Source organism: Shewanella sp. SP2S2-4 (assembly GCF_031932025.1).
Classification (GTDB): Bacteria; Pseudomonadota; Gammaproteobacteria; order Enterobacterales; family Shewanellaceae; genus Shewanella; species Shewanella baltica.
This window is the reverse complement of sequence record NZ_JAUOER010000005.1, coordinates 95,986-121,337: the sequence shown is the minus strand read 5'-3', so window position 1 is coordinate 121,337 and position 25,352 is coordinate 95,986. Positions and strand designations below refer to the sequence as shown.

Genomic DNA, 25,352 nt, shown 5'->3' with positions numbered 1-25,352 from the left:
GAGGCATCTATGGCATACCTCATACGACCTTAGGGTAAAGATCTGTTGCTCTTAAATCGGTACGACTAGAAAGTGTAACGTGCACCTATACTGTAACGCGGACCCGTCTGGGTGTAGTTAAGGACTTGTTCCGTCGCACGGCCGTGTACACGCGTGGCTTCATTGGTGATGTTTAAGCCTTCGATGAAGATGGTTAAACCTTCAACCGCTTCAACGTCGTAGCCTATGTTAAAGTCCACCTGCGAATAAGCTTCGGTGTATTTAGGGTTAGATCCAGTATCCTGACCTGTTGAGTTTAAGAACTCATCACGCCAGTTATAGGCGATACGGGCCGAGAAACCATAGTTTTCATAGATACCGACTAAGTTTGCGGTATCGCTGATCCCTAAAATCACGTTCTGGGTCGCATCACCAGGGCGACCTAAGTTAGTGTTATCATAGCTGTCCCCGGCATCCACCATAGTGTAGTTGGCTTGGATACCAAATCCTGACTCACCAAAGAAGTGCTGGATAGAAAACTCCCAACCATCAATCACATTACTTAAATCACTGTTTGTTGGGTTAGTAATGAGGAAGTTTAACGATGGATCTCCTGGGTTACCGGTAATCTCGATATTGCCGTTATCAGGATTGATCTTCACATTCGGATCGGTTGCGCCGTATTTGTCATAAATCCATTGGCGTTGTTGAATTGCAGTGGTGGCACCTGCCGCAATGGCTTCATCAACATATTTACCGTGCGCTGGATCCGGAATGTTGTAGATGTCTGAGTTTTCTGGGTTACTACTGATAAAGTTAGTCACATCTTTACGGAAATAACCGATTGAGACGTAACTGGCATCGTTGTAATACCATTCTGTCGATAGGTCGTAGTTTGTTGACTCAAGTGGTAACAAACTTGGGTTACCCGCAGAGCCGCTACCACCGTTGCGATAGGCAAGCGTTCCTACTGTGGTGCCACCTTGAATCGAGGTGTAATCAGGACGACCAATTGTTTGGCTAAAGGCGGCGCGGACGAACACATCTTCCAGCATTTCAATATTAAAATTGAAGCTAGGTAGTAGGTAATCGTAATCACCCTTTTGAGTTTGATAAACGCGATTATTATCCACAGAACTCGTTAGCGCGATTTCAGATTCTGCAATCCAAGTAGCTGTATCATAGGAGGAAACAACAGAAGTCGATTCAACATCTGTTTTTTCGTAGCGTAAGCCGAAATGCACATCGTAGGGCATATTGGCAATTTCGCTGGCGAAGTTGTATTGAATATAGGCAGATTGAGATTTTTCTTCAGTGAAACGGTCTGTGCCTTTGGAGTAATCGGTAGAAGGGCAGAAGCCATTACCACAATCACCCACTATGTTGGTTGCATAGAGTTCTGCAGCACGGGCGCGAACCGCTTCAAAGTCCCACAGAAACATAGTGTTTAGCGGATCTGTCGAGGCATTACCGTTATAACCTGCAAAATTACCTTTTGAACCATCAAATTTATCGATAACTGAACTGGTTGGGAACCAAGCTGCGTCTAAATCGCCCGCTGCACCAACGCCACCCCAGTCGTTACGTTGAATATCAACCTGTTGGGAGTGGTTATTCACGTCTGACATCGCAATACCAAAATCGATACTGCCTGCTTCGGCTAAATCATATTTACCCGACATTTGCAGCTGTTCGATTTCGGAGCGATTGACGGCATTGGTGAAGGTTGAACCTGTCACGCGCATATCTTCTGGGCGAACCGCATTTCCACCACCAACGGCGAGTACTGGGACATCACCGCTAAAATCGGTCGCTGCACTGGTACGAATAAAGGCGGCGGTACTGAGGTTGCTCGTACTGCCATTGACATTGTTAGGCGTACGTTCGGCGTAGGAGTTATGGTAATCCAAGTTTAACGTCAGATTATCACTGGCTTCCCAAGCTAAGTTAAAACCCAGTGAACCACTTTGGTCGCGGGTGCCGAAATCGCCAGCAGCCATTGAAAGGTCGGCGGGTGCATCGTAGGTTTCGGAATAAACGAGTGGTGATGAAACTGGGCCATCACTCCAAATATTTTCTTGGGACGGCACAAAGTTAAACCATGCCGAGACGTCGTGCGTTTGAGTATCGATGTCGTTACGCATGTAAGTGTAATCAAGCGTTGCGCGCAGCGAGTCAATTGGTTCGTATTGCAGCACTAATTGACCGTTGGTGCGTTTACGTTGCTGTTCCTCAAAACGGTAAATCGTGGTTTGTGGCACGCTATACACGTCATCATCGCCAGGGCGATTGACTTGATTGTCGTTTTTAGGAACGCCGCCCCATTCTGCGTTGGGGCCGCTGTAATCTTGGTCAACAATACCTGGAAAACTGCGCCAACCGGTACCGACTTGGGCTTGTTGATTACCACTCTCCCTTTCTTGATAGCTACCTGAAATAGAAATCCCAAATTTATCATCGGCAAAGGTATTTGAGTACAAGCCAGAAAGCTCAGGTGTGGTAGATCCTTTATCCGTGGATGAGTCATCAACGGCCTTTGCACCGAAAGTGGCCTTCATGCCTGGCGAGCTTAGCGGTCTATGGGTGAGCACATTGATCGTTGCGCCAATACCGCCCGTTGGATTTTCCGCCTTAGCGGTTTTCTCCACTTCAACCGCACTGATGGCTTCTGACGCTATGTTGGCAAAGTCGAATGAACGAGAGCCAGTGGTGACAGGCATTTGACGTCCGTTTAACAGTACTAAGTTTTGATCGGCACCAAAACCACGGACCGACACTCGGCTACCTTCACCGTTTTGACGGTCGATAGATACGCCAGAAATACGTTGTAGCGACTCAGCTAAGTTACTGTCGGGGAATTTACCGATATCTTCGGCGTTAATGGCATCAACAATGCCTTCTGAGCCGCGTTTTACGTCCATCGAACGGACTAAACTACCGCGGATCCCTGTTACTTGAATAACTTCAATATTTTCTTCTTTTTTGTCAGTATCGGCGGCATAGGCGGGCATGATAGCGCCCACGCCTAAGACTAGCGAAAGGCTAGTGGCCAATCTGGTTTTTTTAAATGTTCTAAGTTCCATCTACATCTCCCCGTTGAGTAGATATTCAGGCTACAACTCTCTGATTTTGTTTTTGGGTAGAACAAATTATGTACAGCTTGCTCATATTCTTGTTCGAGTTAGGTTTATGTAAGCGCTTACATAAAGCTAGTTTAAATTATCAACAGAGTCAACGGTAAGTTACTTTATTGTTGCAATATAATGCGTTTTTTGTTTGTGGTTATATTCTAAATCATTGTTTTAAAATGAAACCAGTTTTATATTTTGTTACACATTTATGATGAAATTGGTGAGGAAGGGTGTGCTAAATTCACTTTATGACGTTTGAAATGGTGTTTTTACGCTAGGGGGAATGCCAAAATTTGAGGGTTATTTCGCGCGAGCGGGGATGATTGACCATTTCGGCAGTGGTTTTCACGCCTAAAAGGGGAATTATTAAGGCTTTCGTTGGGGCAGAATGTAGGTGTTCAAAGGCCGATAAATACGGGTTTTAAAGATGCTGAAAAGCATCGTTAACACTCATTAAATGCCCTTTAATCAGTACGTTATGAGCGAGTTGCACTTGGGTTTGTAGGTCGTTTTTTATACTGTCATTTGAGCCGCGCTTGTTCACTTAGGCCCGAAAAATCTAACAAGAAGGCGCAATGCAGTGCTTATTCTTGCAGTTCAACATGGTCAGGCTAGAGCAGTGCTAGCCTTCATTTATTCGCTATTTTTCTCGCTTAATTGCTGAATCTCTTACAAATAATGAAGGCGTAAAATGGCTAACGATTTCCACATCGGTTTTATTGTATACGTGTTTTAGTACCCAGAGCGCCGCCATTTTACCCATTTCATGGATGGGGTTGCTGACAGAGGTGAGCTTAGGGGAAATATACTGGGGAAACGGGATGTTATCATAACCCATGAAGGACAAATCTTCGGGCACCTTAAGCCCTTGTTCAAGGCAGGTTGAAATCGCACCCGATGCCATTTGGTCATTGGCGCAAATCACCGCTGTAAACGGCCGTTGCAGGCTGAGTAAATGTCGCATGCCATCGCAACCGCTCGACTCTTTAAACGTCCCTTCGTAGAACAGCTCACTCTCATAGGGAATGGCCGATTCAGTGAGCGCTTTCTTATGGCCCATCAGACGCTGCCTAGCATCTAGTTTGAATAAAGGTCCTGATATATAAGCAATATGTTTATGCCCTAACGACAACATATGCTGAGTCGCGAGGTAACCGCCAAGCTCGTTATCGAGATAAATACAGCGTTCTCGTATGGCGGCAACATAGCGGTTAATCAGTACTATTGGCGTGCTCTGCTGACAGAGATCGATAAGATAGTCATCTGAAACCGCTTCCACATCGATAATTAACGCATCACAGCCGCGATCAAGTAAAAATTGCACCGCATCTTTTTCTAGGGATTCATTGCTTTTACCCGCGGCAATAATGACGTGTTTACCCGCATCACGCAGGGCATCTTCAATTTCAGTCATCATAGGTCCATAAAATGGGCCATCGAGTTGTGATACCAGGACGCCCACACTATTTGAGCAGTTGGACGCTAATGATTGGGCTATCGCATTGGGACGATAGTCCAACTGAGCCATAGCGTCTAATACCTTTTGTTTGGTTTTCTCACTGACATTGGTGTTTTTATTCATCACCCGTGACACAGTCGCAAGTGAAACGCCTGCAAGTACCGAAACGTCGTAAATAGTGGCCATATCATCTCAAATTAGAGGTACTGAAAAGTACAATGCCTTGAAGATTAGCATAATTTTATTAGGTGGCTCTATTTAATTCCAGATGGATTTCATCCACTTTCTGGTTATTTAGCGTATAACGACGCATGATAAATGCGACCAAAATTGAGCCGATAGCGGGATAAAGGGTAAATGAAATTAAGATGCCATTGAGTGTCGTTTCACTCTGAACCACATCGGCTTGATAACCATAACTTGCCAGTAACCATCCTGCCGCTGCACCGCCAATTGCGACTCCAAGTTTGATAAAGAAAATCACCGAGGAGTAAATCATGCCTGTGATACGCACGCCGGTTTTGTATTGACCATAATCGACTGTATCCGCCATTTTCGCCCAGAGTAATGGCGTGGCCATATTGAAGGTAAAGCCCCAGACAATATAAAGAGTGAAGGCGAGAACGACTTGATCTTTAGGGACAAAAAAGTGCAATACGCACAGGGCTGCGGCGATGAGTTGCAACACAATATAGGCTTTGACCTTACAAACGCGTTTGGCTAATGGCTCTGCGAGAATGCAGCCAAAAATATTGCCAACCATACCTAAGGTGATGAAAAGAGTGATCATATCCGGCAGGTTAAGAAAATATTTCACATAGTAAATGGCGAGGCTAGTGCGTAACACCATGCCGGATAATAGGCAAACTGCGGCGGCGGATAGCACTCGCCATTGGTCATTCTTTAATAGGTAGGTAAAGTCCTGTTTAAAGCTGGAGTTTTGATCCACTGGCGGATGTAAGCGCTCTTTTGTGCCCCAGAAGCAGGCCAAAAACATGGCAACACCTAAGATGCTCATGGCGAGAATTGTAAGCTGATAGCCCTTTGCTTGGTCCCCCTTACCGAGAAACTCGACTAAAGGAAGGGTAAGTCCTGAGACCAGTAAGCCACCGAGCATAGCGAACACAAACCGATAGGATTGCACCGAAACTCGCTCTTTGGGATCGGCCGTCAGTACTCCCCCTAAGGCGCAATAGGGGATATTAATGGCGGTATATACCATCATCAATGCCGTGTAAGTCACGAAGGCATAAATCATTTTCCCATCATCAGATAAATCTGGGGTGGTAAATGCCAATACACTGATAATCCCAAAGGGCAGGGCAAACCAGAGTAAATAGGGTCTGAATTTACCCCAATGGGTGTTCGTGCGGTCTGCCAATGCGCCCATTAAAGGATCGGTGACGGCATCAATCAACCGTACCAGTAGAAACATGGTGCCGACAAAGGCGGGTGAAATGCCAAAGATGTCGGTGTAAAAAAAGGTAAGAAACAGCATAACGGTTTGAAAAACGATGTTGCTGGCGGTGTCGCCAAGCCCATAGGCTATTTTTTCTTTTATGCTAATCATGGCTTTAGCCTTATTTATTATTGTTATTGGTTAAGTGGGCCCTTGAGCGAATCAAGTCGCTGTAAGCGTGACCACTGGCCTTTATCGTTCGGGTTTGACTGGCATAATCCACATAGACAATGCCAAAACGTTTTAAGTAGCCTTCCGCCCACTCAAAATTATCCATCAAGCTCCAGGCAAAGTAACCCTGAATGTTAACACCTTGTACTATGGCATTGTCTACTGCGGTTAAATGGTGCTGGTAATAGCTGAGCCTATCGAAGTCATCGACACGCCCATCAATGCATTTATCGTCCATAGCGGCGCCATTTTCTGTGATGAAAATAGGCGGTAAATCATAGGTTTGATTTAAAGAAACCAGTAAATCGGTAAAGGCCTGTGGATGGATCTCCCAGCCTATGTCGGTTTTAGGTACCCCAGGTAAATCAACTTGCACAAATCCTTGTTCTGCATCGGCCTGATATACGGCGCGGGTATAAAAGTTAACCCCTAAAAAATCAATTGGTTGACTGATAAGCTCAAGGTCGCCGTCGTGAATTTCCGGTCTGTCTTCTGGTGCTAATGCTGTGAGAAGGTCTGGGTATGCCGCATCGAAAATGGGCTTGATATACCACTGGTTAAAGTAATCATCGGCTTGCTTTGCGGCCTGAATATCGACAGCACTTTGGGTTAATGCGTAGCAAGGCGTGAAGTTAAGAACTATGCCATTCATGCTGTTAGGGCTGTTCTTTTGCAGCACTTGCATCGCTAAGCCGTGGGCGAGCAATAAGTGGTGAGCCGATTGACGGCCATAGGCTTTTTTCATTAAACCAGGGGCGTGAATGCCTGCCTCATAGCCTAAATATGAGCTGCAGAAGGGTTCGTTTAAAGTGGCGTAGGAATACACTCGGTCGCCGAAGGCTTGGCTTATTTTGTCAGCATAGTCTTTGAAAAGGTAAGCGGTATCTCGGTTTAACCAGCCGCCTTGATCCTCAATATGTTGAGGAAGATCCCAATGGTAAAGCGTGACAAATGCTTTGATATTTCTACGTTTTAGTTCATCTAGAATGCCAAGGTAGAAATCAACTCCCTGCTGATTAATGCTGCCATCTTGATTTAAGACCCGTCCCCATGCGATGGAAAAGCGATAAGCATCAACCCCGAGTGACGCGATTAAGGCGATATCTTCTTGCCATAGATTCAGGTGGTTGCAGGCGACATCGCCATTGGAGGCATCACGGATTTTATCTGGTTTTGCACAAAAGGTATCCCAAATACAGGTTTGGCGAGAGTCCACGCCACCTTCGATTTGAAAGGAAGCGGTCGCAACACCAAAAGTAAACGCTTCGCTTTGGAGTCTTGAGTTTTTGGGTAAAGATATTTTCATATATTCAGTCACTTAATTATATTTTTGAATTCATGCCTGCGATTTAAAACACAGAGTTCAAGATAAAGAGAGTAAAGATGCTTGCCGACTGTCACTAAAAATATTGACTTTGGTTATCGACATGTTAACAATGAAAGCGCTTACATCGAGGTTAGTGACTAATCATACAAAGGTCAATATGAGATTTGGATAAATTAATCACGCCATTTTGACTAAGAAGATTAAACGTTTTTATCTAGATAATCGGTTGGGGAGAATAGGGCAAACATGGCTATTGCAAATGAAACTGAGGCGAGTGCAGTGAGTGAGGCAACAAGGAGTGTGCACCAGAGTGGCAACTTTAAGTTCGCTTTAGTGGCATTAACATCGTTGTTTTTCATGTGGGGATTCATTACTTGTCTTAACGATATCTTAATACCTTATTTAAAAAACATGTTTGAGCTGAATTACGCCCAAGCCATGTTGGTGCAGTTTTGTTTTTTTGGGGCTTACTTTATTGTCTCAATCCCAGCGGGTGCACTTGTGGGTAAGATTGGTTATCAAAAAGGCATAGTCACTGGGCTTGGTATTGCGTGTTTAGGCTGCTTATTGTTCTATCCTTCGGCGAGTTTCGCTTCGTATTGGATGTTCCTAGGCGCTTTTTTTGTTTTAGCCTCTGGCATTACCATTCTACAAGTGGCAGCTAATCCCTACGTCAGCGTGCTGGGACCTGCGAAAACCGCCTCATCGAGACTCACTCTGACCCAAGCGTTTAATTCCTTTGGCACCACAGTTGCTCCGTTTTTTGGTAGTTGGTTGATTTTATCGACTTCACATCAAATGACGGGTAAGGCTGCTCCTGACCTTGTAGTCAGCGCTGCGGCCCAAGCGAGCACAGTACAAGTTCCCTATTTGATTTTAGCGGCCAGTTTATTTGTGCTGGCGGTGATTTTTATACTGTTAAAGCTGCCTTTTTTAGGTAAAAAACTGCCTGCGAGCAGTGCTAAAGTGCTGGGCAGTGCATGGCAATTTCCGCATCTTGTTCTCGGTAGCGTGGGGATTTTTGTGTATGTGGGCGCAGAAGTCGCCATTGGCAGTTTTCTGATTAGCTTTTTAGTTCAGCCCGATATTGGCGGTTACACCCACGCCGAAGCCGCGCACTATATTGCTTACTATTTTGGTGGCGCTATGGTTGGGCGCTTTATCGGCGCGGCTGTGATGCAAAAAATCAAAGCCGGCAAAGTATTAGCCTTTAATGCGATTTGTGCTTGCCTGCTGGTGGCTTTAGCCATGTTCAGTACCGGGGCGATGGCGATGTGGGCCTTACTGTTAGTTGGGTTATGTAACTCTATTATGTTCCCGACCATTTTCAGCCTGGCATTACAAGATCTTGAACAACACACTAGCCAAGGTTCAGGCATTTTATGTTTGGCGATTGTGGGCGGCGCGATTGTGCCCTTATTTCAAGGTATGTTAGCCGATCATTTTGGTATCCAATTGGCCTTTATCTTACCGCTACTTTGTTATGGTTTTATCGCCTATTACGGGGCTAAGGGCTCTGATGCCCCAAGACCAAGATTTTAAATTAATTAAAACACGACGATTAAACACATGGATGCGCACACGGCGTGTGTATTAAGACATTTTATTTTTTGAGGGCGAGAATTATGAGCGTTATCGCATTGAGACCTAAAATCTTTAGTTTGAGTTTATTGGCTGTGCTGACCTGCGCCAGTTTAAGCGGATGCAGCAAAACAGAGCAGATAAAAGCAGCTGACAGTCAGTCTGTTAAGCCTAGTGATGTGGCCGCATCTAGCTCACCTAATAGCCCCAATGGTTACAGTATCAATGGTAAGTCTACCGATATTAATATTTGGCCGCAGTTAACTATCCCCCATAAAAATCAAGAAGATGTTGAAAAACGCGTCGCAGATTTATTGGCAAAAATGACGCTAGAGCAGAAAGTTGCGCAGATGATCCAACCTGAGATCCGCGATATCACGGTCGAAGATATGCGCAAATACGGTTTCGGCTCTTATTTGAATGGTGGCGGTTCTTACCCGAACCAAGATAAACATGCGACGCCGGCAGATTGGATTGCCTTAGCCGACGCTATGTTTCAAGCTTCAATGGATGACTCGCTCGATGGCATCAGTATTCCAACCATGTGGGGCACGGATGCGGTTCATGGTCACAACAATGTGATTGGCGCAACACTGTTCCCACATAACATAGGGTTAGGTGCGGCCCATCATCCTGAGCTTATTCAGCAAATTGCTGCGATTACTGCCAAAGAAGTCATGGTGACGGGAATTGATTGGGTATTTGCGCCGACTGTCGCTGTGGTGCGTGATGACCGCTGGGGACGAACCTACGAGGGGTATTCAGAAGATCCTGTCATCGTTAAATCCTATTCGCACGCAATTGTCGAAGGATTACAAGGGGGCAATGATAAAGACTTCTTATCAGATCAGCATGTTATCGCTACGGTAAAACATTTCTTAGGGGATGGTGGGACCGAAGGCGGGGATGATCAGGGCGATAATATCGCATCCGAACAAGCCTTGTTTGACATTCATGCCCAAGGTTATGTCGGCGGGTTAACTGCGGGCGCGCAAACGGTAATGGCCTCATTTAATAGCTGGCACGGCGCTAAAAATCACGGTAATCCTTATTTATTGACCGATGTACTTAAGACTCGCATGGGCTTTGATGGCTTTGTCGTTGGCGATTGGAATGGTCATGGGCAGGTTGAAGGTTGCAGTAACGAATCCTGTCCTCAGGCCGTTAATGCGGGCTTAGATGTATTTATGGTGCCTACGGCCGCATGGAAACCCTTATATGAAAACACTATCGCGCAAGTTAAGTCGGGTTTGATCAGCCAAGCGCGGATTGATGATGCCGTGAGTCGTATCCTGCGCGTTAAAATTCGGGCGGGATTATTTGAAAAGCCAAGTCCAGCTAAGCGTCCTTTATCGGGTAAAACCGAGTTAATTGGACAAGCTAGCCACAGAGACGTTGCGCGCCAAGCGGTGCGTGAATCATTGGTATTATTGAAAAATAATCAGCATTTACTGCCGCTATCGCCCAAAGCTAAAGTACTCGTCGCGGGTGATGCCGCCGATAATATTGGCAAGCAATCGGGTGGTTGGTCTATTACTTGGCAGGGTACAGATAATCAAAATGCAGATTTCCCTGGAGCGACATCGATTTATGCCGGCATAGCAAAAGCGGTTTCTGCCAGTGGTGGTAACGCTGTGCTGAGTATTGATGGTCAGTTTGATACTGCGAATAAACCCGATGTGGCGATTGTGGTATTTGGTGAAGAGCCCTATGCCGAGGGCAATGGAGATATCGATAATCTTGAATATCAAAGGGGGAATAAGCGTGACTTAGCTTTATTACAAAAGCTCAAAGCCGCAGGGGTTCCTGTGGTCTCTGTGTTTATTAGCGGCAGACCTTTGTGGGTCAATCCTGAGCTTAATGCCTCTGACGCCTTTGTCGCCGCTTGGTTGCCTGGTACTGAAGGGGCAGGGATTAGTGAAGTGTTATTCACTCAAGCTAATGGTGATGTTCAGTATGACTTTACTGGTAAATTGTCTTTCTCATGGCCGTCGACACCGCAGCAAACTCAAGTGAATGTTCACGACAGTGATTATTCGCCATTACTTCCCTATGGCTATGGCCTGAGCTATGCGGATAAGGCAAATAGTACTGCGCCTGCGATATTATCGAATAGTTTGTCTGAAGATAATTTCAGTGAACAAGTGCAACTCAGCCAGAAGCCGTTATTCGAGCGTGCCGTTAAGGCGCCTTGGAAGATGCTGATTGGCAGTGTTGAAGGTGAAAAGGTTTCGATGGAACCTATCGCCAGCAGCGTGCAGTCGAATGATGTTGTCACGATCAAAACCTTTGATAAACAAGTACAAGAAGATGCTCGCCATGTCAGCTTCAACGGTAAGGCGCTTGGTTTTGTGAGTTTGCAGGGGAACTTCCCTGAAGACTTACGGGCTTATCTGGCGAGCGAGTCAGTGTTGAGTATGCAGGTCAAAGTCGGTTCATCGATTAAAGCGCCTGTTAATGTTGGCATGACCTGCGAAGGCGATTGTCGAGCCAATGTGGACATCAGCACTCAGCTAAGCGCGTTAAGCCTTGATACTTGGAGTGAACTAAACATAGATCTCACTTGCTATCAGGGGCAGGGGATTGATTTTGGTAAAATTATCTCGCCTTTCATATTGTCATCATCGGGCGCTGTGGATATCAGTTTTAGCGATATCACCTTAAAGCCAAAAACGGCGAGTATGGCGTCAGTCGAGTGTCCGTAATGTAAAATCCCAAGGCGCAGTTGGCTCGTTTACATGACGACTGCGCCTTCATTGTTTGTTGTAATAAACAGCCTTTACTTTGACAGGGGCTAATGTTGTTTTTGACCTGAGGCAGTTTTCAATTACAGTGTATGGCATCAGGCAGTAGAGCCGAGCTTCACTGAGCCGCTTTGCGTTAAATATATTGAGATGGAGTAAGTTGATGTTACGAATTGGTATCGATCTTGGCGGCACAAAAATCGAGTTAGTCGCATTGGATGACGATGGTAAAGAAGTGTTTCGTAAACGCATCCCAACGCCAAGAGAATATGTTGCAACAGTCGATGCATTAGTCGCACTCGTGACAGAAGTCGAAGAGAGCCTGCAACAAACCGCCACAATAGGCATAGGTATTCCTGGGGTGATTTCTCCTTTTACTGGCCTAGTTAAAAATGCTAATTCAACGTGGATCAATGGCCATCCCCTCGATGTGGATCTAGGCGCTCGATTAAACCGTAAGGTGAAAATCGCTAATGATGCTAACTGTTTTGCCGTATCAGAAGCGGTCGATGGCGCAGCTGCTGGCAAGTCAGTGGTCTTTGGCGCCATTATTGGTACTGGATGTGGTGCAGGTATCGCCATCAAAGGCCAAGTGCATGATGGTGGTAATGGTATAGGTGGTGAGTGGGGTCATAATCCTTTACCTTGGATGAAAGCCGATGAATTTAATACCACGACGTGTTTTTGTGGTAACAGAGACTGCATCGAGACGTTTATCTCAGGGACGGGTTTTGTACGCGATTTTCGCGCAGCAGGTGGCGTTGCTGACAGCGGTATTGAAATCGCTCAAATGATGCAAGCGGGCGATCCGCTGGCAACTCAAGCTTTTGATCGCTTTATCGATCGTTTAGCCCGCTCATTGGCCCATGTGATCAATATGATGGATCCTGATGTAATCGTCCTTGGCGGCGGAGTGTCCAACATCGATGCCATTTACACTGAATTGCCAAAAGTTTTACCGCTATATGTGGTTGGCCGTGAGTGTCACACTCCGGTTGTTAAAAACTGTTATGGGGCTTCATCGGGCGTACGTGGTGCCGCTTGGTTGTGGGGACGCTAACTTTAACCTTAATTTGAAATAGTGTTTGATATTTAAGGCCGAATTCATTTATTTGAATTTGGCCTTTTTTTGATTTTGTCATTCTAAAGTTTTACATTTCATTAGCAACTCTTTATCTTAAGTGCTGGTAATTCTTACGCTAAGTGCTATTTTTAATGCTGGGTAGAAAGTATAAAAATGAATTAGATCATAATAATTACGCTATTGTCGTTCTCTTGGGAGTTTACTAGATGAAGCATTTGTCCATCAGTACTAAGTTGTTGTGGATTACATCAGCATTATTTTTATCGATAGTGGCTATTTTATCTATCAGTTTATGGTGGACGCTGTCGGCTCAAAACGCACAATTGTCGGATCAAGTTCAAAATACCCTACAAACGGAAACGCGGGATAAACTCGAAGCCCGCGCAGGTGAATATGGCGAAATGGTCGCCGGATTTATTAATGAAGCTTATCGTATCCCTTTTTCTTTTGCGGGTATGCTTGAAAGTACTGCCGAGGAATTACCCTTAAAACGTGACCGCTTAGAACTCGCAGTAGCGGCAGTGCTGAAGAAAAATGCGCAAGTCTCTTCCATGTATGCCCAGTTCGAACCTAATGGTTATGATGGGCTCGACAGTGAGTTTTTGAATGTTAATGTCAGTCACAGTGTGGCGACATCTGGCGCTCTAGAGGTCTATTACACCCGTAACGACGATGGCACTGTGGAGCATAACCAAGTTGAAGATTCGGCAGAAAAGTACCTCACTAGCTTAAATGAGTTTGGGATCCGTGATGCTGAATGGTATTTATGTGGTAAAGAAACCTTAAAGCCCTGTTTAATGGAGCCGTACTTATACGAGATCACTCCAGGCAACAAAGCATTAATGACCTCGTTGACTGTGCCCGTGCTTAAACATAAGCAATTTATCGGCATAGTCGGTGTAGATGTAAACTTGCCAGTGTTTCAAACCCTTATCGATAAGTTATCCAAAAGCCTCTACGATGGACAAGCAAAAGTCACTTTGCTGAGTACCCGTGGTTTAGTGGTCGCGGCAAGTCATTACAGTAAAAAGGCGCGTCCATTAGCTGAGTCGATAAATCCAACTCTCGCCTCGCAAATTATCTCGTTGCACAAGAATTCCGGCTACATGGTTAACGATGATGAAATTATTGTTGCCTACCCCATTAAGATCCCGCTAGCGAATGCCGAGTGGTCCTTGGTTATCCAAGTACCGACTGCACAGGCGTATAAAAGCTCGATTGAGCTTAATAATGATATGGATGAAATGGCGACTTCCTTAGGCAGTTTGCTGCTGATCGTGGGTATTGTGGTATCGATTGCCGCTGTAATTACCATTAGCTTAGTGATCCGTAGCATTATCTCACCATTGAGAATGATCCAAGGCCGGGTAGAGCACCTTGCGAGTGCCGATGGCGATTTAACGCAATCGATTGAGGTTGATTCCCATGCTGAATTGATTGCGCTAGCGAAAGGTTTCAATTCCTTTATTTATAAACTTAAAAATTTGATTGCCGAACTGAAAACGCTTGCGAGCCGCTCTCAGGAGGAAAGCCAAGCCTCTGCCAAAATTGCGCAGCTCACCCGTGACAGCGTGAATCGCCAGTACGGTGAAATTGAGAGTGTAGTAACGGCTGTGAACCAAATGAGTGCTACTGCACTTGAGGTTGCTAAGGCATCAGAGCAAACGGCGGCTGAAACTGAAGCTATGTCGCGCAATATTCGTCATAGCGAAGAGAGCCTGACTAAGGCAATGGGTTTTGTCGCGACTATGTCTCAGGAGTCTATGGAGGCTAAGCTGGCGGTGAGTAAAGTGGCTGAAAGCAGTATGAACATCAGTCGTATCCTTGAGGTGATAAGCTCCATTGCCGCACAGACTAACCTGTTGGCACTCAATGCGGCGATTGAAGCTGCAAGGGCGGGTGAGCAGGGACGAGGCTTTGCTGTGGTTGCTGACGAAGTCCGCGCGCTAGCATCTAAGACTCAGAGCTCGACGAACGACATTAGTACCCTTATCGACGCACTGCAAAAAGAGGTCCAAAGCGCTTCTGGCATCATAGATAAAGGCGCTGAGCGGGCACAAATGGCCGTATCTCAAACTGAGCAAGCGTTAAACTCATTGAATTCAATGGTGAGTCAGATTGGGGAAATTTCGGGCCAAGTGACCCATATTGCCGCCGCCGCAGAAGAGCAGAGTGCGGTGACTGAAGAGGTTAATCGCAATATCACCGGGATTTCTGATTCGGCTTCTGAACTTGCACGTCTTGCGGGTGAAGCACAGCAAAGCAGTGTAGTTTTAGCAAACTTAGTGAAGCAGCAGCATGAGCAGTTAGGTAAGTTAAAAACCTAGCACGCAGAGGTTTACTGAATTAGCGCATTGATTTTAATTAGGCTCTTTGATTGTGTTGCTGGTTAAACACTGACCAAAGGGCCTATCTTTATGGTGATGTTAACTAACAATACATAGGCAGAAGCCATAAAATAGTCAGCGAGCCAGCTGTATATGCATGGTGATTATACTGTGATTAGCAGGATAAATTTTTTAGATACAAAAAAGCCCATTTTTCAATGGGCTTTTTCGTTGAATCGGGTGGTGGCCCCTCACGGACTTGAACCGTGGACCTAACGATTATGAGTCGTGTGCTCTAACCAACTGAGCTAAGGGGCCGACTTAAGGTAATCGTCATTACCTGAAGCGGGTGGAAGTATACTAAGCTTACTTACGCTTGTCACCCGTGTTTTGGCTTGAAATACACACAACTGATTCAATTGGTTATCTGTTAATCAACTTAAATGTAATCGTCGCCTAAATTTAGGGCTTCGATACTGTGCTGATGTCGATATTAGCGTATGAGAGGCAATAAAAAGCCCTGAATAGGCAGGGCTTCAAATCTTACTTAGCTGACTTTAGGCTGCTAACGGCCTATTCATCTAGGAATGATTTTAAGATTTCTGAGCGTGAAGGGTGACGCAGTTTGCGCAGTGCCTTAGCTTCAATCTGACGAATACGTTCACGGGTTACGTCGAACTGCTTACCCACTTCTTCAAGAGTGTGGTCAGTGTTCATATCGATACCAAAACGCATACGCAGTACTTTCGCTTCACGGGCGGTTAGACCTGCTAACACTTCGTGTGTGGCGTTTTTCAAGCTTTCGCTGGTCGCTGAGTCCAGTGGTAGTTCGAGGGTCGTATCCTCGATAAAATCACCTAAATGCGAATCTTCATCGTCACCGATTGGAGTTTCCATGGAGATAGGTTCTTTGGCGATTTTCAGTACCTTACGGATCTTATCTTCCGGCATCATCATACGCTCAGCCAGTTCTTCAGGTGAAGGCTCGCGGCCCATTTCCTGTAGCATTTGGCGAGATATACGGTTCAGCTTGTTGATCGTTTCGATCATGTGTACTGGAATTCGAATGGTACGCGCTTGGTCGGCAATAGAACGAGTAATCGCCTGACGGATCCACCAAGTTGCATAGGTCGAGAACTTGTAACCACGACGGTATTCGAATTTATCCACGGCCTTCATCAAGCCAATGTTACCTTCTTGGATTAAGTCCAAGAATTGCAGACCACGGTTGGTGTATTTCTTCGCGATAGAAATTACCAGACGTAAGTTTGCTTCAACCATTTCTTTCTTCGCACGGCGGGCTTTAGCTTCACCGATTGACATACGACGGTTGATGTCTTTAATGGCTGAAATCGCTAAGCCAGTTTCTTCTTCAACTGCTGCAAGCTTAGTACGACAACGGATCACGTCGTCTTCAACCATTCTTAGGCCTTCGGCATAAGGTTTAGTTGAGGCTTTTTCAGTGTTGAACCAATCGAGGTTGGTTTCGTTGCCAGTGAAGAATTTAACAAAATTTTTCTTCGGCATTTTGGCTTGTTCAACGCATAGTTTTAACACTAAACGTTCTTGAACACGCACGCGATCCATCATAGTGCGCATGCTTTTTACTAAACGGTCAAACTGTTTAGGTACTAAGCGGAATTCTTTGAAGATTTCACCAATTTCGAATAGTGCTTTTACCGATTCTGGGTGTTCACGGCCCTTAGCTTCGATAATTTTCAGTGCACTTTCGTAGGCGGTTCTCAGTTGAGCGAATCTTTCGCGTGCTTCTTCAGGATCAGGCCCTTTGTTGCCTTCTTCTTCATCTTCACTGTCTTCGTCATCATCTTCGTCATCTTCATCGTCCAGCTCTTCTTCAGATAATTCTGAGCCGATGTGAGTTGCTGTCGGTGCGACGTCTTCTTCGTCCGGGTTAACAAATCCAGAGATAATATCAGATAGGCGCAGTTCGTCGGCTTCAAATTGGTCGAATTGCTCAAGGATCATCGCGATCGCTTGCGGGTACTCGGCGACTGAACTTTGAACTGTGTTGATGCCTTCTTCGATGCGTTTGGCGATAACAATTTCGCCTTCGCGGGTCAGAAGCTCAACGGTACCCATTTCACGCATGTACATGCGCACTGGATCGGTTGTGCGGCCAAGTTCGCTTTCTACTGTTGCGAGTGCGGCAGCGGCTTCTTCAGCGGCATCTTCGTCTGTGTTGTCTTCCGACATCATCATGTCATCGGCATCTGGGGCTTCTTCGAATACCCGGATACCCATGTCATTTATCATCTGGATAATATCTTCGATCTGGTCAGAATCGACCATGTCTGCAGGTAAGTGATCGTTCACTTCTGCATAGGTTAAGTAACCTTGCTCTTTACCTTTGGCAAGCAACAGCTTAAGTTGCGACTGCGGAGTATGATCCATAGATATCATCCAAGTTGGGAAACTGTTACAACGACGGACACTTAGCATAAGCTAAGTGCCGCGCAAATCGTCAATTATAGCCGTGTGCACATGTCTGTGCTAGTCACTGGGACAGTGAATGAGGACATTTTTGCCTCAGTTCAACCCTTTCATGACTGAGATCAGCTTCGAGAGCTGCATCTTCTCTTCTTTAGTATGAGTCTGTTTTAGACTCAATTCCTGATATCGTTGTTCAATATATTGATTGTTCAACCAAACCAGGGTTTGTTTAAACTTTTCGAGCAAGTTTTCATCCGCCACTTGATGGTCCCATTGGGCCAATTTATGCAGAGTGCCGCTATAAGGGTGCTCTCTGAATTGTTCAAGTAGTTGTGCGCTGTTTAACGTTTGCTCTCGAGTCATCTCCAATAACAGTGGCAGCAATTCTATGCCTGGCATCTGTAAGTGGGCGAGTGCGGGTTGTGGGGGTAAACCCATACCCAGTTTAGGATGTTGTACTAGCAATGCGATGGCGAGTCGCAAGGGTGTACCGCGTCCTTTTAATCCATTATTTGCCATTGGTTTAGCTTGTTTCACGCTAAAGCCTAGCTTCTTTTTCATATCTTCTGAGCTGTTCATTCCTAACTTGTGAGCTAAGTTCTCAAGCAGTAAGTTTTGCAGCACAGTGTCTTGAATTTTTTCAATTAAGATAAAAGCTTGTTTCGCTAAGTTGCCTTTATCTGTACCGTATTTTGTCGCTAATGTATCAAACAGAAACTCAGGTAGTGCTATGGCTGAATCCATTAAGGTTTCAAATGCATCTTTACCAATTTTACGTACCATAGAATCAGGATCTTCGGCCTGAGGCAGGAACATAAATCGCACTTGATCGCCTGGCTTTAATAATGGCAATGCCGTTTCTAGTGCGCGCCAAGCCGCTTCAGTACCCGCTCTGTCACCGTCGTAACAGCAAACCACTTCTTTAGCGCTGCGCAGCAAAAGCTGAAATTGCTCCGCTGTAGTCGAAGTGCCTAATGACGCGACGGCATAATCGACACCAAATTGCGCCAATGCCACCACATCCATATAGCCTTCAACGATCAGTACTTTGTCTGGATCGCGATGGCGTTGTTTTAGTTCATAAAGACCATAAAGCTCATTGCCCTTATGAAATATGGGCGTTTCTGGAGAATTCAAGTATTTGGGTGTGCCATCACCTAAAACTCTGCCGCCAAAACCAATGACTCGTCCGCGCCTTTCGCGGATAGGAAACATCAGGCGGTCACGAAATCTGTCGTAACGTTTACCACTGTCGTTACTAATTAACATACCCGCAGTGAGTAATTTATCCTGCGCATCCTGATTCTGACGATAGCGGCCCAATAAGCCGTCCCAACCGTCTGGCGCAAAGCCAATACCAAAATGTTCCACTACATCATCGGATAAACCGCGATAGGCAAGATAATCGATAACTTTTTGTTTATCTTGGTGTTGTCTAAGTTGGTTTTGAAAGTAAAGGCTCGCTTCTTCCATGAGTTGGTATAAGTCACGACTTAAACCGTCATCATGTCGCTTGCCTGTGCCTTGTTCTCTGGGAACCTCTAATCCAAGCTGGCCCGCCAAATCTTCAATGGCATCAATAAAATCGAGTCGGTCATACTCCATCACAAAATCGATGGCGTTGCCGTGAGCACCGCAGCCAAAGCAATGATAGAACTGTTTATCACGGCTGACGGTAAACGAAGGTGATTTTTCGCTATGAAAAGGACAACAGGCCGAGTAGTTCTTACCCGCCTTTTTCAAGGGCACCTTACGATCGATAAGTTCGACTATGTCAGTGCGAGCGATTAGCTCATTGATAAAATCACGAGGTATTGCCATTGAGTGCTTAAAATCCCGCCTTGCGCGAATTTAAACAAACAAGCCGCGCATAGGCACGGCTTGTTCATACAGTGAAACGCTAATTATTGCAATTTTGCACGGATCATAGCGCCGATAGCGCCCATGTCTGCACGTCCTTGCACTTTAGATTTCAATGCTCCCATTACTTTGCCCATATCCGCCATGGCGGATGCACCTACTTCTACAATAGTTGCATCGATGAGCGCCGCGACTTCCGCCTCTGTAAGAGGGGTAGGCAGGAAAGCTTCAATAACTTGAATCTCTGCTGCTTCCACGTCGGCCAACTCGTTACGACCCGCTGCTTCAAACTGAGCAATCGAGTCACGACGTTGTTTCACCATTTTGGTTAAGACCGCTATAACCTGTTCATCAGTCAGAGATTCGCGGGTATCCACTTCAATCTGTTTGATGGCGGCTAATGCCATACGAATAGTGCTCAAGCGCGCCTTCTCTTTGGCGATCATGGCCTGCTTCATGTGGTCTTTTAGCTGATCAATTAGGCTCATATGAGATTAATATAAACGTACGCGACGTGCGTTTTCGCGAGAAAGCTTCTTAGCTAAACGTTTAACTGCAGCTGCTTTTGCGCGCTTACGTGCAGTAGTTGGCTTCTCGTAGAATTCACGAGCACGCACGTCGGCTAAAATACCAGCTTTTTCACAAGAGCGCTTGAAACGACGCAGAGCTACGTCGAATGGTTCGTTTTCACGTACTTTAATAATTGGCATACGCCATCACCCCTTAGGTGTAGGTTGTTCTGGTTCAATTGCTCGAACCAAGTCTATTTAAAATGGTGCGGAATTTTATACCGAGACACCTAGGCTTGTAAAGCCCTAAAACTGAGCTCAGTCCTATAGTGTACTCAATATGGCTTGTGCGGCTGGAGTAATCGAGCACTTGCAGGTAGAATTAGCGCCCTTTTAGTTAGCAATTGATGAGACACCATGCGGGTTCTAGGTATTGAAACATCTTGTGACGAGACAGGTATCGCCGTCTATGACGATGAACTGGGCTTATTATCGCACACTTTATACAGTCAGGTTAAGCTGCATGCTGACTATGGTGGTGTGGTGCCTGAACTGGCATCACGTGACCATGTGCGCAAAATTGTGCCGCTTATTCGTCAAGCGCTGAAAGATGCGAATACTGAAATGGCTGATCTCGATGGGATTGCCTACACCAAGGGCCCAGGTTTAATTGGTGCTTTACTTGTCGGCGCCTGTGTGGGGCGGTCACTGGCGTTTGCTTGGGGCAAGCCTGCAATCGGTGTTCACCATATGGAAGGACATCTACTGGCGCCTATGCTTGAAGATGACGCACCCGAGTTCCCCTTTGTGGCCTTATTGGTCTCTGGTGGCCATTCTATGTTGGTTAAAGTCGATGGAATTGGCCGCTATGAAGTATTAGGCGAGTCTGTTGATGATGCTGCGGGTGAAGCGTTTGATAAAACAGCTAAGCTAATGGGGCTGGATTATCCCGGCGGTCCGCGTTTAGCAAAGCTTGCTGCTAAAGGTTTACCTGCAGGGTATAAGTTTCCGCGGCCTATGACCGATAGACCTGGACTCGATTTTAGCTTTTCGGGTCTAAAAACTTTTACCGCTAATACCATTGCTGCCGAACCTGACGATGAACAGACTCGAGCCAATATTGCTCGTGCTTTTGAAGAAGCTGTGGTTGATACGCTAGCGATTAAATGCCGCCGTGCACTGAAGCAAACAGGCTATAACCGCTTAGTGATTGCCGGTGGCGTCAGTGCGAATACGCGCTTAAGAGAAACCTTGGCTGAAATGATGAGCTCGCTTGGTGGACAAGTGTTTTATCCCCGTGGTGAGTTTTGTACCGATAACGGCGCCATGATTGCCTTTGCAGGATTGCAGCGTTTAAAGGCGGGACAGCACGAAGATTTGGCGGTAAAAGGTCAGCCAAGATGGCCGTTAGATACCTTGCCGCCTGTGGCATAAAACGCCTTTGATGTTGATAGGTTATGTTGAAACAAAAAAGCTGCGCTTATAGCGCAGTTTTTTATTGGGGTAATTTTATTGGGCGTAATGTCATCTTAGGATTTTTTAGGGCGCTTCTTGCGTGACACTTTAGATTCTTCACCCTTGAGTAAGCGCTGAATATTGTCTTTATGGCGAATGATGATAAGTGTCGACAACATGGCAACGGGAATAGTAAATCTGTCATCTAGCCACCAAGTATAAAGGGGCGCCAGTAAAGCGGTAAGAATCGCGGCAAGGGACGAGTAGCGGCTAATTAACAGCAAGATAACCCAAGATGCCATTAAGCAAATCGCTAAATCATCGCCGATGGGAGCCATAGCGCCAAAGGCGGTTGCGACACCTTTACCGCCTTTAAAGCCAAAAAATACCGGATAAATATGTCCAAGGCATGCGGCGATGGCGATAAGCCCGAGTGACACTGCATCTATGCCCATGAGATAAGCTAAATAAGAAGGCACGGCACCTTTGAGCATGTCGAAAAACAGCACCATGGCAGCCGAACTCGCGCCGCCAATTCTTAGTACATTGGTGGCGCCTGGATTACCTGAACCTTGCAATCTTGGATCGGGTAGACCTCTCATCCTACAAACCAGCACGGCACTTGAGATTGAACCCGCCAAGTAGGCGGCCAAAATCATCAAAAGTGTCTGTGTTAATGGACTCACATTGGTTTCCTTACGCGTCTTAAGGTATTATCGCGCAACAATTTAAAAAGCTGACTCAGTTGTCAATCCCGCTATAGGTTTGTGCGATAACTCGCCTAGTTGGGGCTGAGATATTTTCTGAATGAGCAAATCCTTTTAGGGAGTTATCCTACTGTGGATTGGCTCGAGTAGAAAGTAAATTAGTTATCTGTCAGAAGATTGCGGATTATACAGCTAGGATCGCTTTTAGCTTATCAGACCTCATAGTAGTCAGTTAGTTGGAGAAAGCATGGATAAGGTACTTATACGGCAATTGCGCATTGATACTGTGATTGGTGTCTATGAGTGGGAAAAGAAAATCCATCAGAGCCTGTTATTAGACTTAGACATGGCGTGGGATAATAAACCTGCCGCAGCGACGGATGATTATCAATATGCGCTGTGCTATGAGACAGTTTCCAATCGATTAACCCAACTTGTTACTGAGCATCCAATCGAGTTAATCGAAACGGTTGCCGAGCGAGTGGCCGATTGCCTACTTCAAGAATTTAACGTGACTTGGGTGAAAGTTGTCGTGATGAAGCCAGGCGCGGTAGCAACTGCAGCTTCGGTTGGCGTCGAGATTGAACGTTCACGTTAGATTAGTACTTGATCAACTGCGCTGTTGATTGAGAAATAGTGTTTATCTTCAGATAAATCGGACATTAGCATGGCACGTATTTATATCAGTCTGGGTAGCAATATCGAGCCTGAACAGCATCTGCAAGCAGGATTAACATCGCTGCGAGCGTGTTTCGGGCCGCTGCGCCTCTCTTCTATGTATGAAAGTGAAGCGGTAGGTTTTAGTGGCACTAATTTTTTGAATATGGTTGCTAGCGCTGAAACGGATCTTAATATAGCGGCGGTAGTTGCACAGTTTAAGCAAATCGAGCAGAATCACGGCCGGCTTGCCGGGGCAAAGAAATTTAGCCCAAGAACCTTAGATTTGGATCTGCTGCTTTATGACCATGTGGTATGCCAAACGCCTGTTGTGCTGCCCCGTGCTGAGATAGTCAATAATGCCTTTGTGTTATGGCCATTAGCCGAGTTAGCGCCGGAATTGATTCATCCCGTGGTAGATAAAAGCTATGCAAGTTTGTGGCAAGAGTATGACAAAGATTCACAGCGACTTTGGCCTGTGACGTTTGAATGGCCCCCAGGGCTGACGTTTTAATTTATTGATAGGATTGTCATGGATACGTTTCAGGTCATTATTTTAGCGCTTATTCAAGGGCTAACCGAGTTTTTACCTATTTCTAGTTCTGCCCACTTAATTTTACCCGCACAGCTTTTAGGTTGGGAAGATCAAGGTTTATCCTTCGATGTGGCGGTGAATACAGGTTCGTTATTTGCTGTGGTAATTTATTTCAGACACGAGTTATGGACTATGTTTAATGCTTGGATTGCGAGCATTTTCAGAGGTCAACAATCCGAAGACAGCAAGCTGGCGTGGTGGATTATTCTGGCGACCTTGCCAGCGGTGTTTTTTGGTTTTCTGGCAAAGGATTTTATCGCGACTCACCTACGTAATGCTGAGGTCATCGCGGTCACTACCGTCGTATTTGGTTTATTGTTGTGGTGGGCCGATAAGATGTCGCGCCGCGATTTAACGGTTTATCAGACGGGCTGGCGTAAAGCCTTGTTAATTGGTTTCGCGCAGGCATTGGCCTTGATCCCAGGGACTTCGCGCTCTGGTGCCACTATGACAGCGGCGCTAATGTTAGGCTTAAGTCGTGATGCAGCGGCCCGCTTTTCATTCTTAATGTCAGTTCCTGTGAGTTTAGGTGCGGCGATTTTAGTGGGTAAAGATCTGGCGAAAAGTGAGCTTCCGATTGATTATCAAGCGTTAATCCTAGGAACTCTGATTTCGTTTGTTGCCGCTTATGCCTGTATTCATTACTTCTTAAAAATCATCAGCCGCATGGGAATGACCCCGTTTGTGATCTATCGTTTAGCACTCGGTGCAGTCTTGTGTGGATTTATCTTCTTCTAGCCACGCGAGTTTAGTCATCATAGTGAGATAATAAATAATAGAATCGGGTCATGTACCCGATTTTTGTTTTTGGAGCTTCCTCATTTTCTGAAGCTTAACTTATTTTTGGAGCTTTATATGGGTCTCGAATATCAGTGTCCAACCTGCGGACTTGCGTTAAAACAACACAAAGCCTCCCAAGGTTTTTATTGTGTCAATAAGCATCACTTCGATCGGAATGAGCAAGGCTATTGGGTTTTTACTAAACCACAACGCCAAAAGCCGACTGGTGATTCGCGCGAGCAAGTTAGAGCTAAGCGTTTTCTGCTCGAATCAGGCATCTTTTCGCCTTTGATCGATAAACTGGCTGAGATAATCACTGGATCTATCAAGCCTGATGCTTGTTTATTGGATTATGAATGCGCTGAGGGCTTCTTCTTGCGTGCTTTAGCTTCCAAGCTGGCTGAGGTCGAAAATCCGCTAAACGTCCAGTATGTGGGCGTAGCGGACGCAGAAAATGCTATTTTTGCTGCAGCGAAGGCGCAGACTCCTGGGATCTTGTGTTTAAGCTCTTCTAAGAAATTACCCTTTATCGATAATTGTGTGGATTTTATTACTGTTATTGATCGGCCGTTAAAGGGAAAAGAGTCTGTTAGGATATTGAAAGATGATGGGACCATGTTACTGGTTATGCCTGGGCCACGACACCTATGGCAACTCAGGGAATATATTTATCCTGACTTGGCTGAAAAACCTTTCAAAGTGAATTTGCCCTCTGCATTATCGGTAAAAGACACTCAGGCATTGAGCTTCACTTTATCTGTTACCGGTGAGCAAGCATTAACGCTATTGGATATGGCGCCTTATGCGTGGCGTGCAACTGACAAGATGAAGCACGATATTCAAGCTAATCATTTTGAGTTGCTAGAAATTGACTATGTATTAGTCTTAGCACATAAACGCGTGGTTGAATCGGTATAGGTTAAAATCTGCAGTTGATGCGGTTAATTTTAAGCCAATTCATAGGCTTAGTTCGATGGTTTTAGATGCTTTAAAAGGCTATATTACTCAAGTCTATGATTCTGTTTGACGTTTTTATGTTGTTTTTATGTTGTATGGGCCGAAGCTGTTATTATTTT

18 protein-coding genes and 1 tRNA gene are annotated in these 25,352 nt (G+C 45.6%); 9 read left to right on the top strand and 10 right to left on the bottom strand.

Going from position 1 to position 25,352, the window contains the following annotated elements; genetic code table 11:
* Window positions 1-65: 65 nt before the first annotated feature.
* The 4 genes from Q4Q54_RS06200 to Q4Q54_RS06185 form a co-directional block, all read right to left on the bottom strand.
* Complete coding sequence (locus Q4Q54_RS06200) at window positions 66-3,062, bottom strand: TonB-dependent receptor (protein WP_311987980.1); 2,997 nt, start codon at window positions 3,060-3,062, stop codon at window positions 66-68.
* 688 nt (window positions 3,063-3,750) lie between these two features.
* A complete protein-coding gene (locus Q4Q54_RS06195) occupies window positions 3,751-4,755 on the bottom strand; it encodes a LacI family DNA-binding transcriptional regulator (protein WP_311987979.1) in 1,005 nt (334 codons plus the stop codon).
* Between the two features lie 58 nt (window positions 4,756-4,813).
* Window positions 4,814-6,139, bottom strand: coding sequence for a glycoside-pentoside-hexuronide (GPH):cation symporter (locus Q4Q54_RS06190; RefSeq protein WP_311987978.1), 1,326 nt, complete (start codon window positions 6,137-6,139; stop codon window positions 4,814-4,816).
* Between the two features lie 10 nt (window positions 6,140-6,149).
* Window positions 6,150-7,505: a GH1 family beta-glucosidase gene (locus Q4Q54_RS06185; protein WP_311987977.1), complete on the bottom strand. Its 1,356-nt coding sequence runs from the start codon at window positions 7,503-7,505 to the stop codon at window positions 6,150-6,152.
* Between the two features lie 267 nt (window positions 7,506-7,772).
* Here Q4Q54_RS06185 and Q4Q54_RS06180 point away from each other — a divergent pair, with 267 nt between their 5' ends.
* From Q4Q54_RS06180 to Q4Q54_RS06165, 4 genes are all read left to right on the top strand, one after another.
* Window positions 7,773-9,068, top strand: coding sequence for a sugar MFS transporter (locus Q4Q54_RS06180; RefSeq protein ID WP_311987976.1), 1,296 nt, complete (start codon window positions 7,773-7,775; stop codon window positions 9,066-9,068).
* 83 nt (window positions 9,069-9,151) lie between these two features.
* Complete coding sequence (locus tag Q4Q54_RS06175; RefSeq protein ID WP_311987975.1) at window positions 9,152-11,812, top strand: exo 1,3/1,4-beta-D-glucan glucohydrolase; 2,661 nt, start codon at window positions 9,152-9,154, stop codon at window positions 11,810-11,812.
* A 202-nt stretch (window positions 11,813-12,014) separates the two neighbouring features.
* Window positions 12,015-12,911, top strand: a complete 897-nt coding sequence (gene mak, locus Q4Q54_RS06170; protein WP_006080720.1) for a fructokinase — start codon at window positions 12,015-12,017, stop codon at window positions 12,909-12,911.
* 230 nt (window positions 12,912-13,141) lie between these two features.
* Window positions 13,142-15,262, top strand: a complete 2,121-nt coding sequence (locus Q4Q54_RS06165; RefSeq protein ID WP_006085035.1) for a methyl-accepting chemotaxis protein — start codon at window positions 13,142-13,144, stop codon at window positions 15,260-15,262.
* Between the two features lie 241 nt (window positions 15,263-15,503).
* On the opposite strand, the gene Q4Q54_RS06160 is transcribed toward Q4Q54_RS06165, so the two are convergent.
* From Q4Q54_RS06160 to rpsU, 5 genes are all read right to left on the bottom strand, one after another.
* Window positions 15,504-15,580: transfer RNA gene (locus Q4Q54_RS06160), tRNA-Ile, on the bottom strand.
* Window positions 15,581-15,835: 255 nt separating this feature from the next.
* On the bottom strand, window positions 15,836-17,674 hold the full coding sequence (gene rpoD, locus Q4Q54_RS06155; protein WP_106649811.1) for an RNA polymerase sigma factor RpoD: 1,839 nt from the start codon (window positions 17,672-17,674) through the stop codon (window positions 15,836-15,838).
* Between the two features lie 135 nt (window positions 17,675-17,809).
* Window positions 17,810-19,534: a DNA primase gene (gene dnaG, locus Q4Q54_RS06150; RefSeq protein WP_311987974.1), complete on the bottom strand. Its 1,725-nt coding sequence runs from the start codon at window positions 19,532-19,534 to the stop codon at window positions 17,810-17,812.
* Between the two features lie 83 nt (window positions 19,535-19,617).
* On the bottom strand, window positions 19,618-20,061 hold the full coding sequence (locus Q4Q54_RS06145; protein WP_006080724.1) for a GatB/YqeY domain-containing protein: 444 nt from the start codon (window positions 20,059-20,061) through the stop codon (window positions 19,618-19,620).
* A gap of 6 nt (window positions 20,062-20,067) precedes the next feature.
* Window positions 20,068-20,283 (bottom strand): 30S ribosomal protein S21, encoded by a 216-nt coding sequence (rpsU, locus tag Q4Q54_RS06140; RefSeq protein ID WP_006080725.1) that lies wholly within the window; start codon window positions 20,281-20,283, stop codon window positions 20,068-20,070.
* Between the two features lie 216 nt (window positions 20,284-20,499).
* Between rpsU and tsaD the strand changes: the two genes are divergently transcribed.
* Window positions 20,500-21,516, top strand: coding sequence for a tRNA (adenosine(37)-N6)-threonylcarbamoyltransferase complex transferase subunit TsaD (tsaD, locus tag Q4Q54_RS06135; protein WP_311987973.1), 1,017 nt, complete (start codon window positions 20,500-20,502; stop codon window positions 21,514-21,516).
* A gap of 95 nt (window positions 21,517-21,611) precedes the next feature.
* On the opposite strand, the gene plsY is transcribed toward tsaD, so the two are convergent.
* Window positions 21,612-22,223, bottom strand: a complete 612-nt coding sequence (plsY, locus tag Q4Q54_RS06130; protein WP_106649814.1) for a glycerol-3-phosphate 1-O-acyltransferase PlsY — start codon at window positions 22,221-22,223, stop codon at window positions 21,612-21,614.
* A gap of 268 nt (window positions 22,224-22,491) precedes the next feature.
* Here plsY and folB point away from each other — a divergent pair, with 268 nt between their 5' ends.
* From folB to Q4Q54_RS06110, 4 genes are all read left to right on the top strand, one after another.
* On the top strand, window positions 22,492-22,842 hold the full coding sequence (gene folB, locus Q4Q54_RS06125; protein ID WP_006080728.1) for a dihydroneopterin aldolase: 351 nt from the start codon (window positions 22,492-22,494) through the stop codon (window positions 22,840-22,842).
* A 69-nt stretch (window positions 22,843-22,911) separates the two neighbouring features.
* Window positions 22,912-23,415, top strand: coding sequence for a 2-amino-4-hydroxy-6-hydroxymethyldihydropteridine diphosphokinase (gene folK / locus Q4Q54_RS06120; RefSeq protein WP_006080729.1), 504 nt, complete (start codon window positions 22,912-22,914; stop codon window positions 23,413-23,415).
* Between the two features lie 18 nt (window positions 23,416-23,433).
* The gene (locus Q4Q54_RS06115) at window positions 23,434-24,234 is read left to right on the top strand and encodes an undecaprenyl-diphosphate phosphatase (RefSeq protein WP_006080730.1); all 801 of its coding nucleotides are present in this window, start codon (window positions 23,434-23,436) and stop codon (window positions 24,232-24,234) included.
* Window positions 24,235-24,351: 117 nt separating this feature from the next.
* On the top strand, window positions 24,352-25,194 hold the full coding sequence (locus tag Q4Q54_RS06110; RefSeq protein ID WP_311987972.1) for a putative RNA methyltransferase: 843 nt from the start codon (window positions 24,352-24,354) through the stop codon (window positions 25,192-25,194).
* The last annotated feature ends 158 nt before the right edge of the window (window positions 25,195-25,352 follow it).

Excerpts from the sequence above, each read along its gene's own strand:
- Q4Q54_RS06200 (WP_311987980.1), bottom strand. The coding sequence starts at position 3,062 with ATGGAACTTAGAACATTTAAAAAAACCAGATTGGCCACTAGCCTTTCG.
- Q4Q54_RS06195 (WP_311987979.1), bottom strand. The coding sequence starts at position 4,755 with ATGGCCACTATTTACGACGTTTCGGTACTTGCAGGCGTTTCACTTGCG.
- Q4Q54_RS06190 (WP_311987978.1), bottom strand. The coding sequence starts at position 6,139 with ATGATTAGCATAAAAGAAAAAATAGCCTATGGGCTTGGCGACACCGCC.
- Q4Q54_RS06185 (WP_311987977.1), bottom strand. The coding sequence starts at position 7,505 with ATGAAAATATCTTTACCCAAAAACTCAAGACTCCAAAGCGAAGCGTTT.
- Q4Q54_RS06180 (WP_311987976.1), top strand. The coding sequence starts at position 7,773 with ATGGCTATTGCAAATGAAACTGAGGCGAGTGCAGTGAGTGAGGCAACA.
- Q4Q54_RS06175 (WP_311987975.1), top strand. The coding sequence starts at position 9,152 with ATGAGCGTTATCGCATTGAGACCTAAAATCTTTAGTTTGAGTTTATTG.
- mak (WP_006080720.1), top strand. The coding sequence starts at position 12,015 with ATGTTACGAATTGGTATCGATCTTGGCGGCACAAAAATCGAGTTAGTC.
- Q4Q54_RS06165 (WP_006085035.1), top strand. The coding sequence starts at position 13,142 with ATGAAGCATTTGTCCATCAGTACTAAGTTGTTGTGGATTACATCAGCA.
- rpoD (WP_106649811.1), bottom strand. The coding sequence starts at position 17,674 with ATGGATCATACTCCGCAGTCGCAACTTAAGCTGTTGCTTGCCAAAGGT.
- dnaG (WP_311987974.1), bottom strand. The coding sequence starts at position 19,534 with ATGGCAATACCTCGTGATTTTATCAATGAGCTAATCGCTCGCACTGAC.
- Q4Q54_RS06145 (WP_006080724.1), bottom strand. The coding sequence starts at position 20,061 with ATGAGCCTAATTGATCAGCTAAAAGACCACATGAAGCAGGCCATGATC.
- rpsU (WP_006080725.1), bottom strand. The coding sequence starts at position 20,283 with ATGCCAATTATTAAAGTACGTGAAAACGAACCATTCGACGTAGCTCTG.
- tsaD (WP_311987973.1), top strand. The coding sequence starts at position 20,500 with ATGCGGGTTCTAGGTATTGAAACATCTTGTGACGAGACAGGTATCGCC.
- folB (WP_006080728.1), top strand. The coding sequence starts at position 22,492 with ATGGATAAGGTACTTATACGGCAATTGCGCATTGATACTGTGATTGGT.
- folK (WP_006080729.1), top strand. The coding sequence starts at position 22,912 with ATGGCACGTATTTATATCAGTCTGGGTAGCAATATCGAGCCTGAACAG.
- Q4Q54_RS06115 (WP_006080730.1), top strand. The coding sequence starts at position 23,434 with ATGGATACGTTTCAGGTCATTATTTTAGCGCTTATTCAAGGGCTAACC.
- Q4Q54_RS06110 (WP_311987972.1), top strand. The coding sequence starts at position 24,352 with ATGGGTCTCGAATATCAGTGTCCAACCTGCGGACTTGCGTTAAAACAA.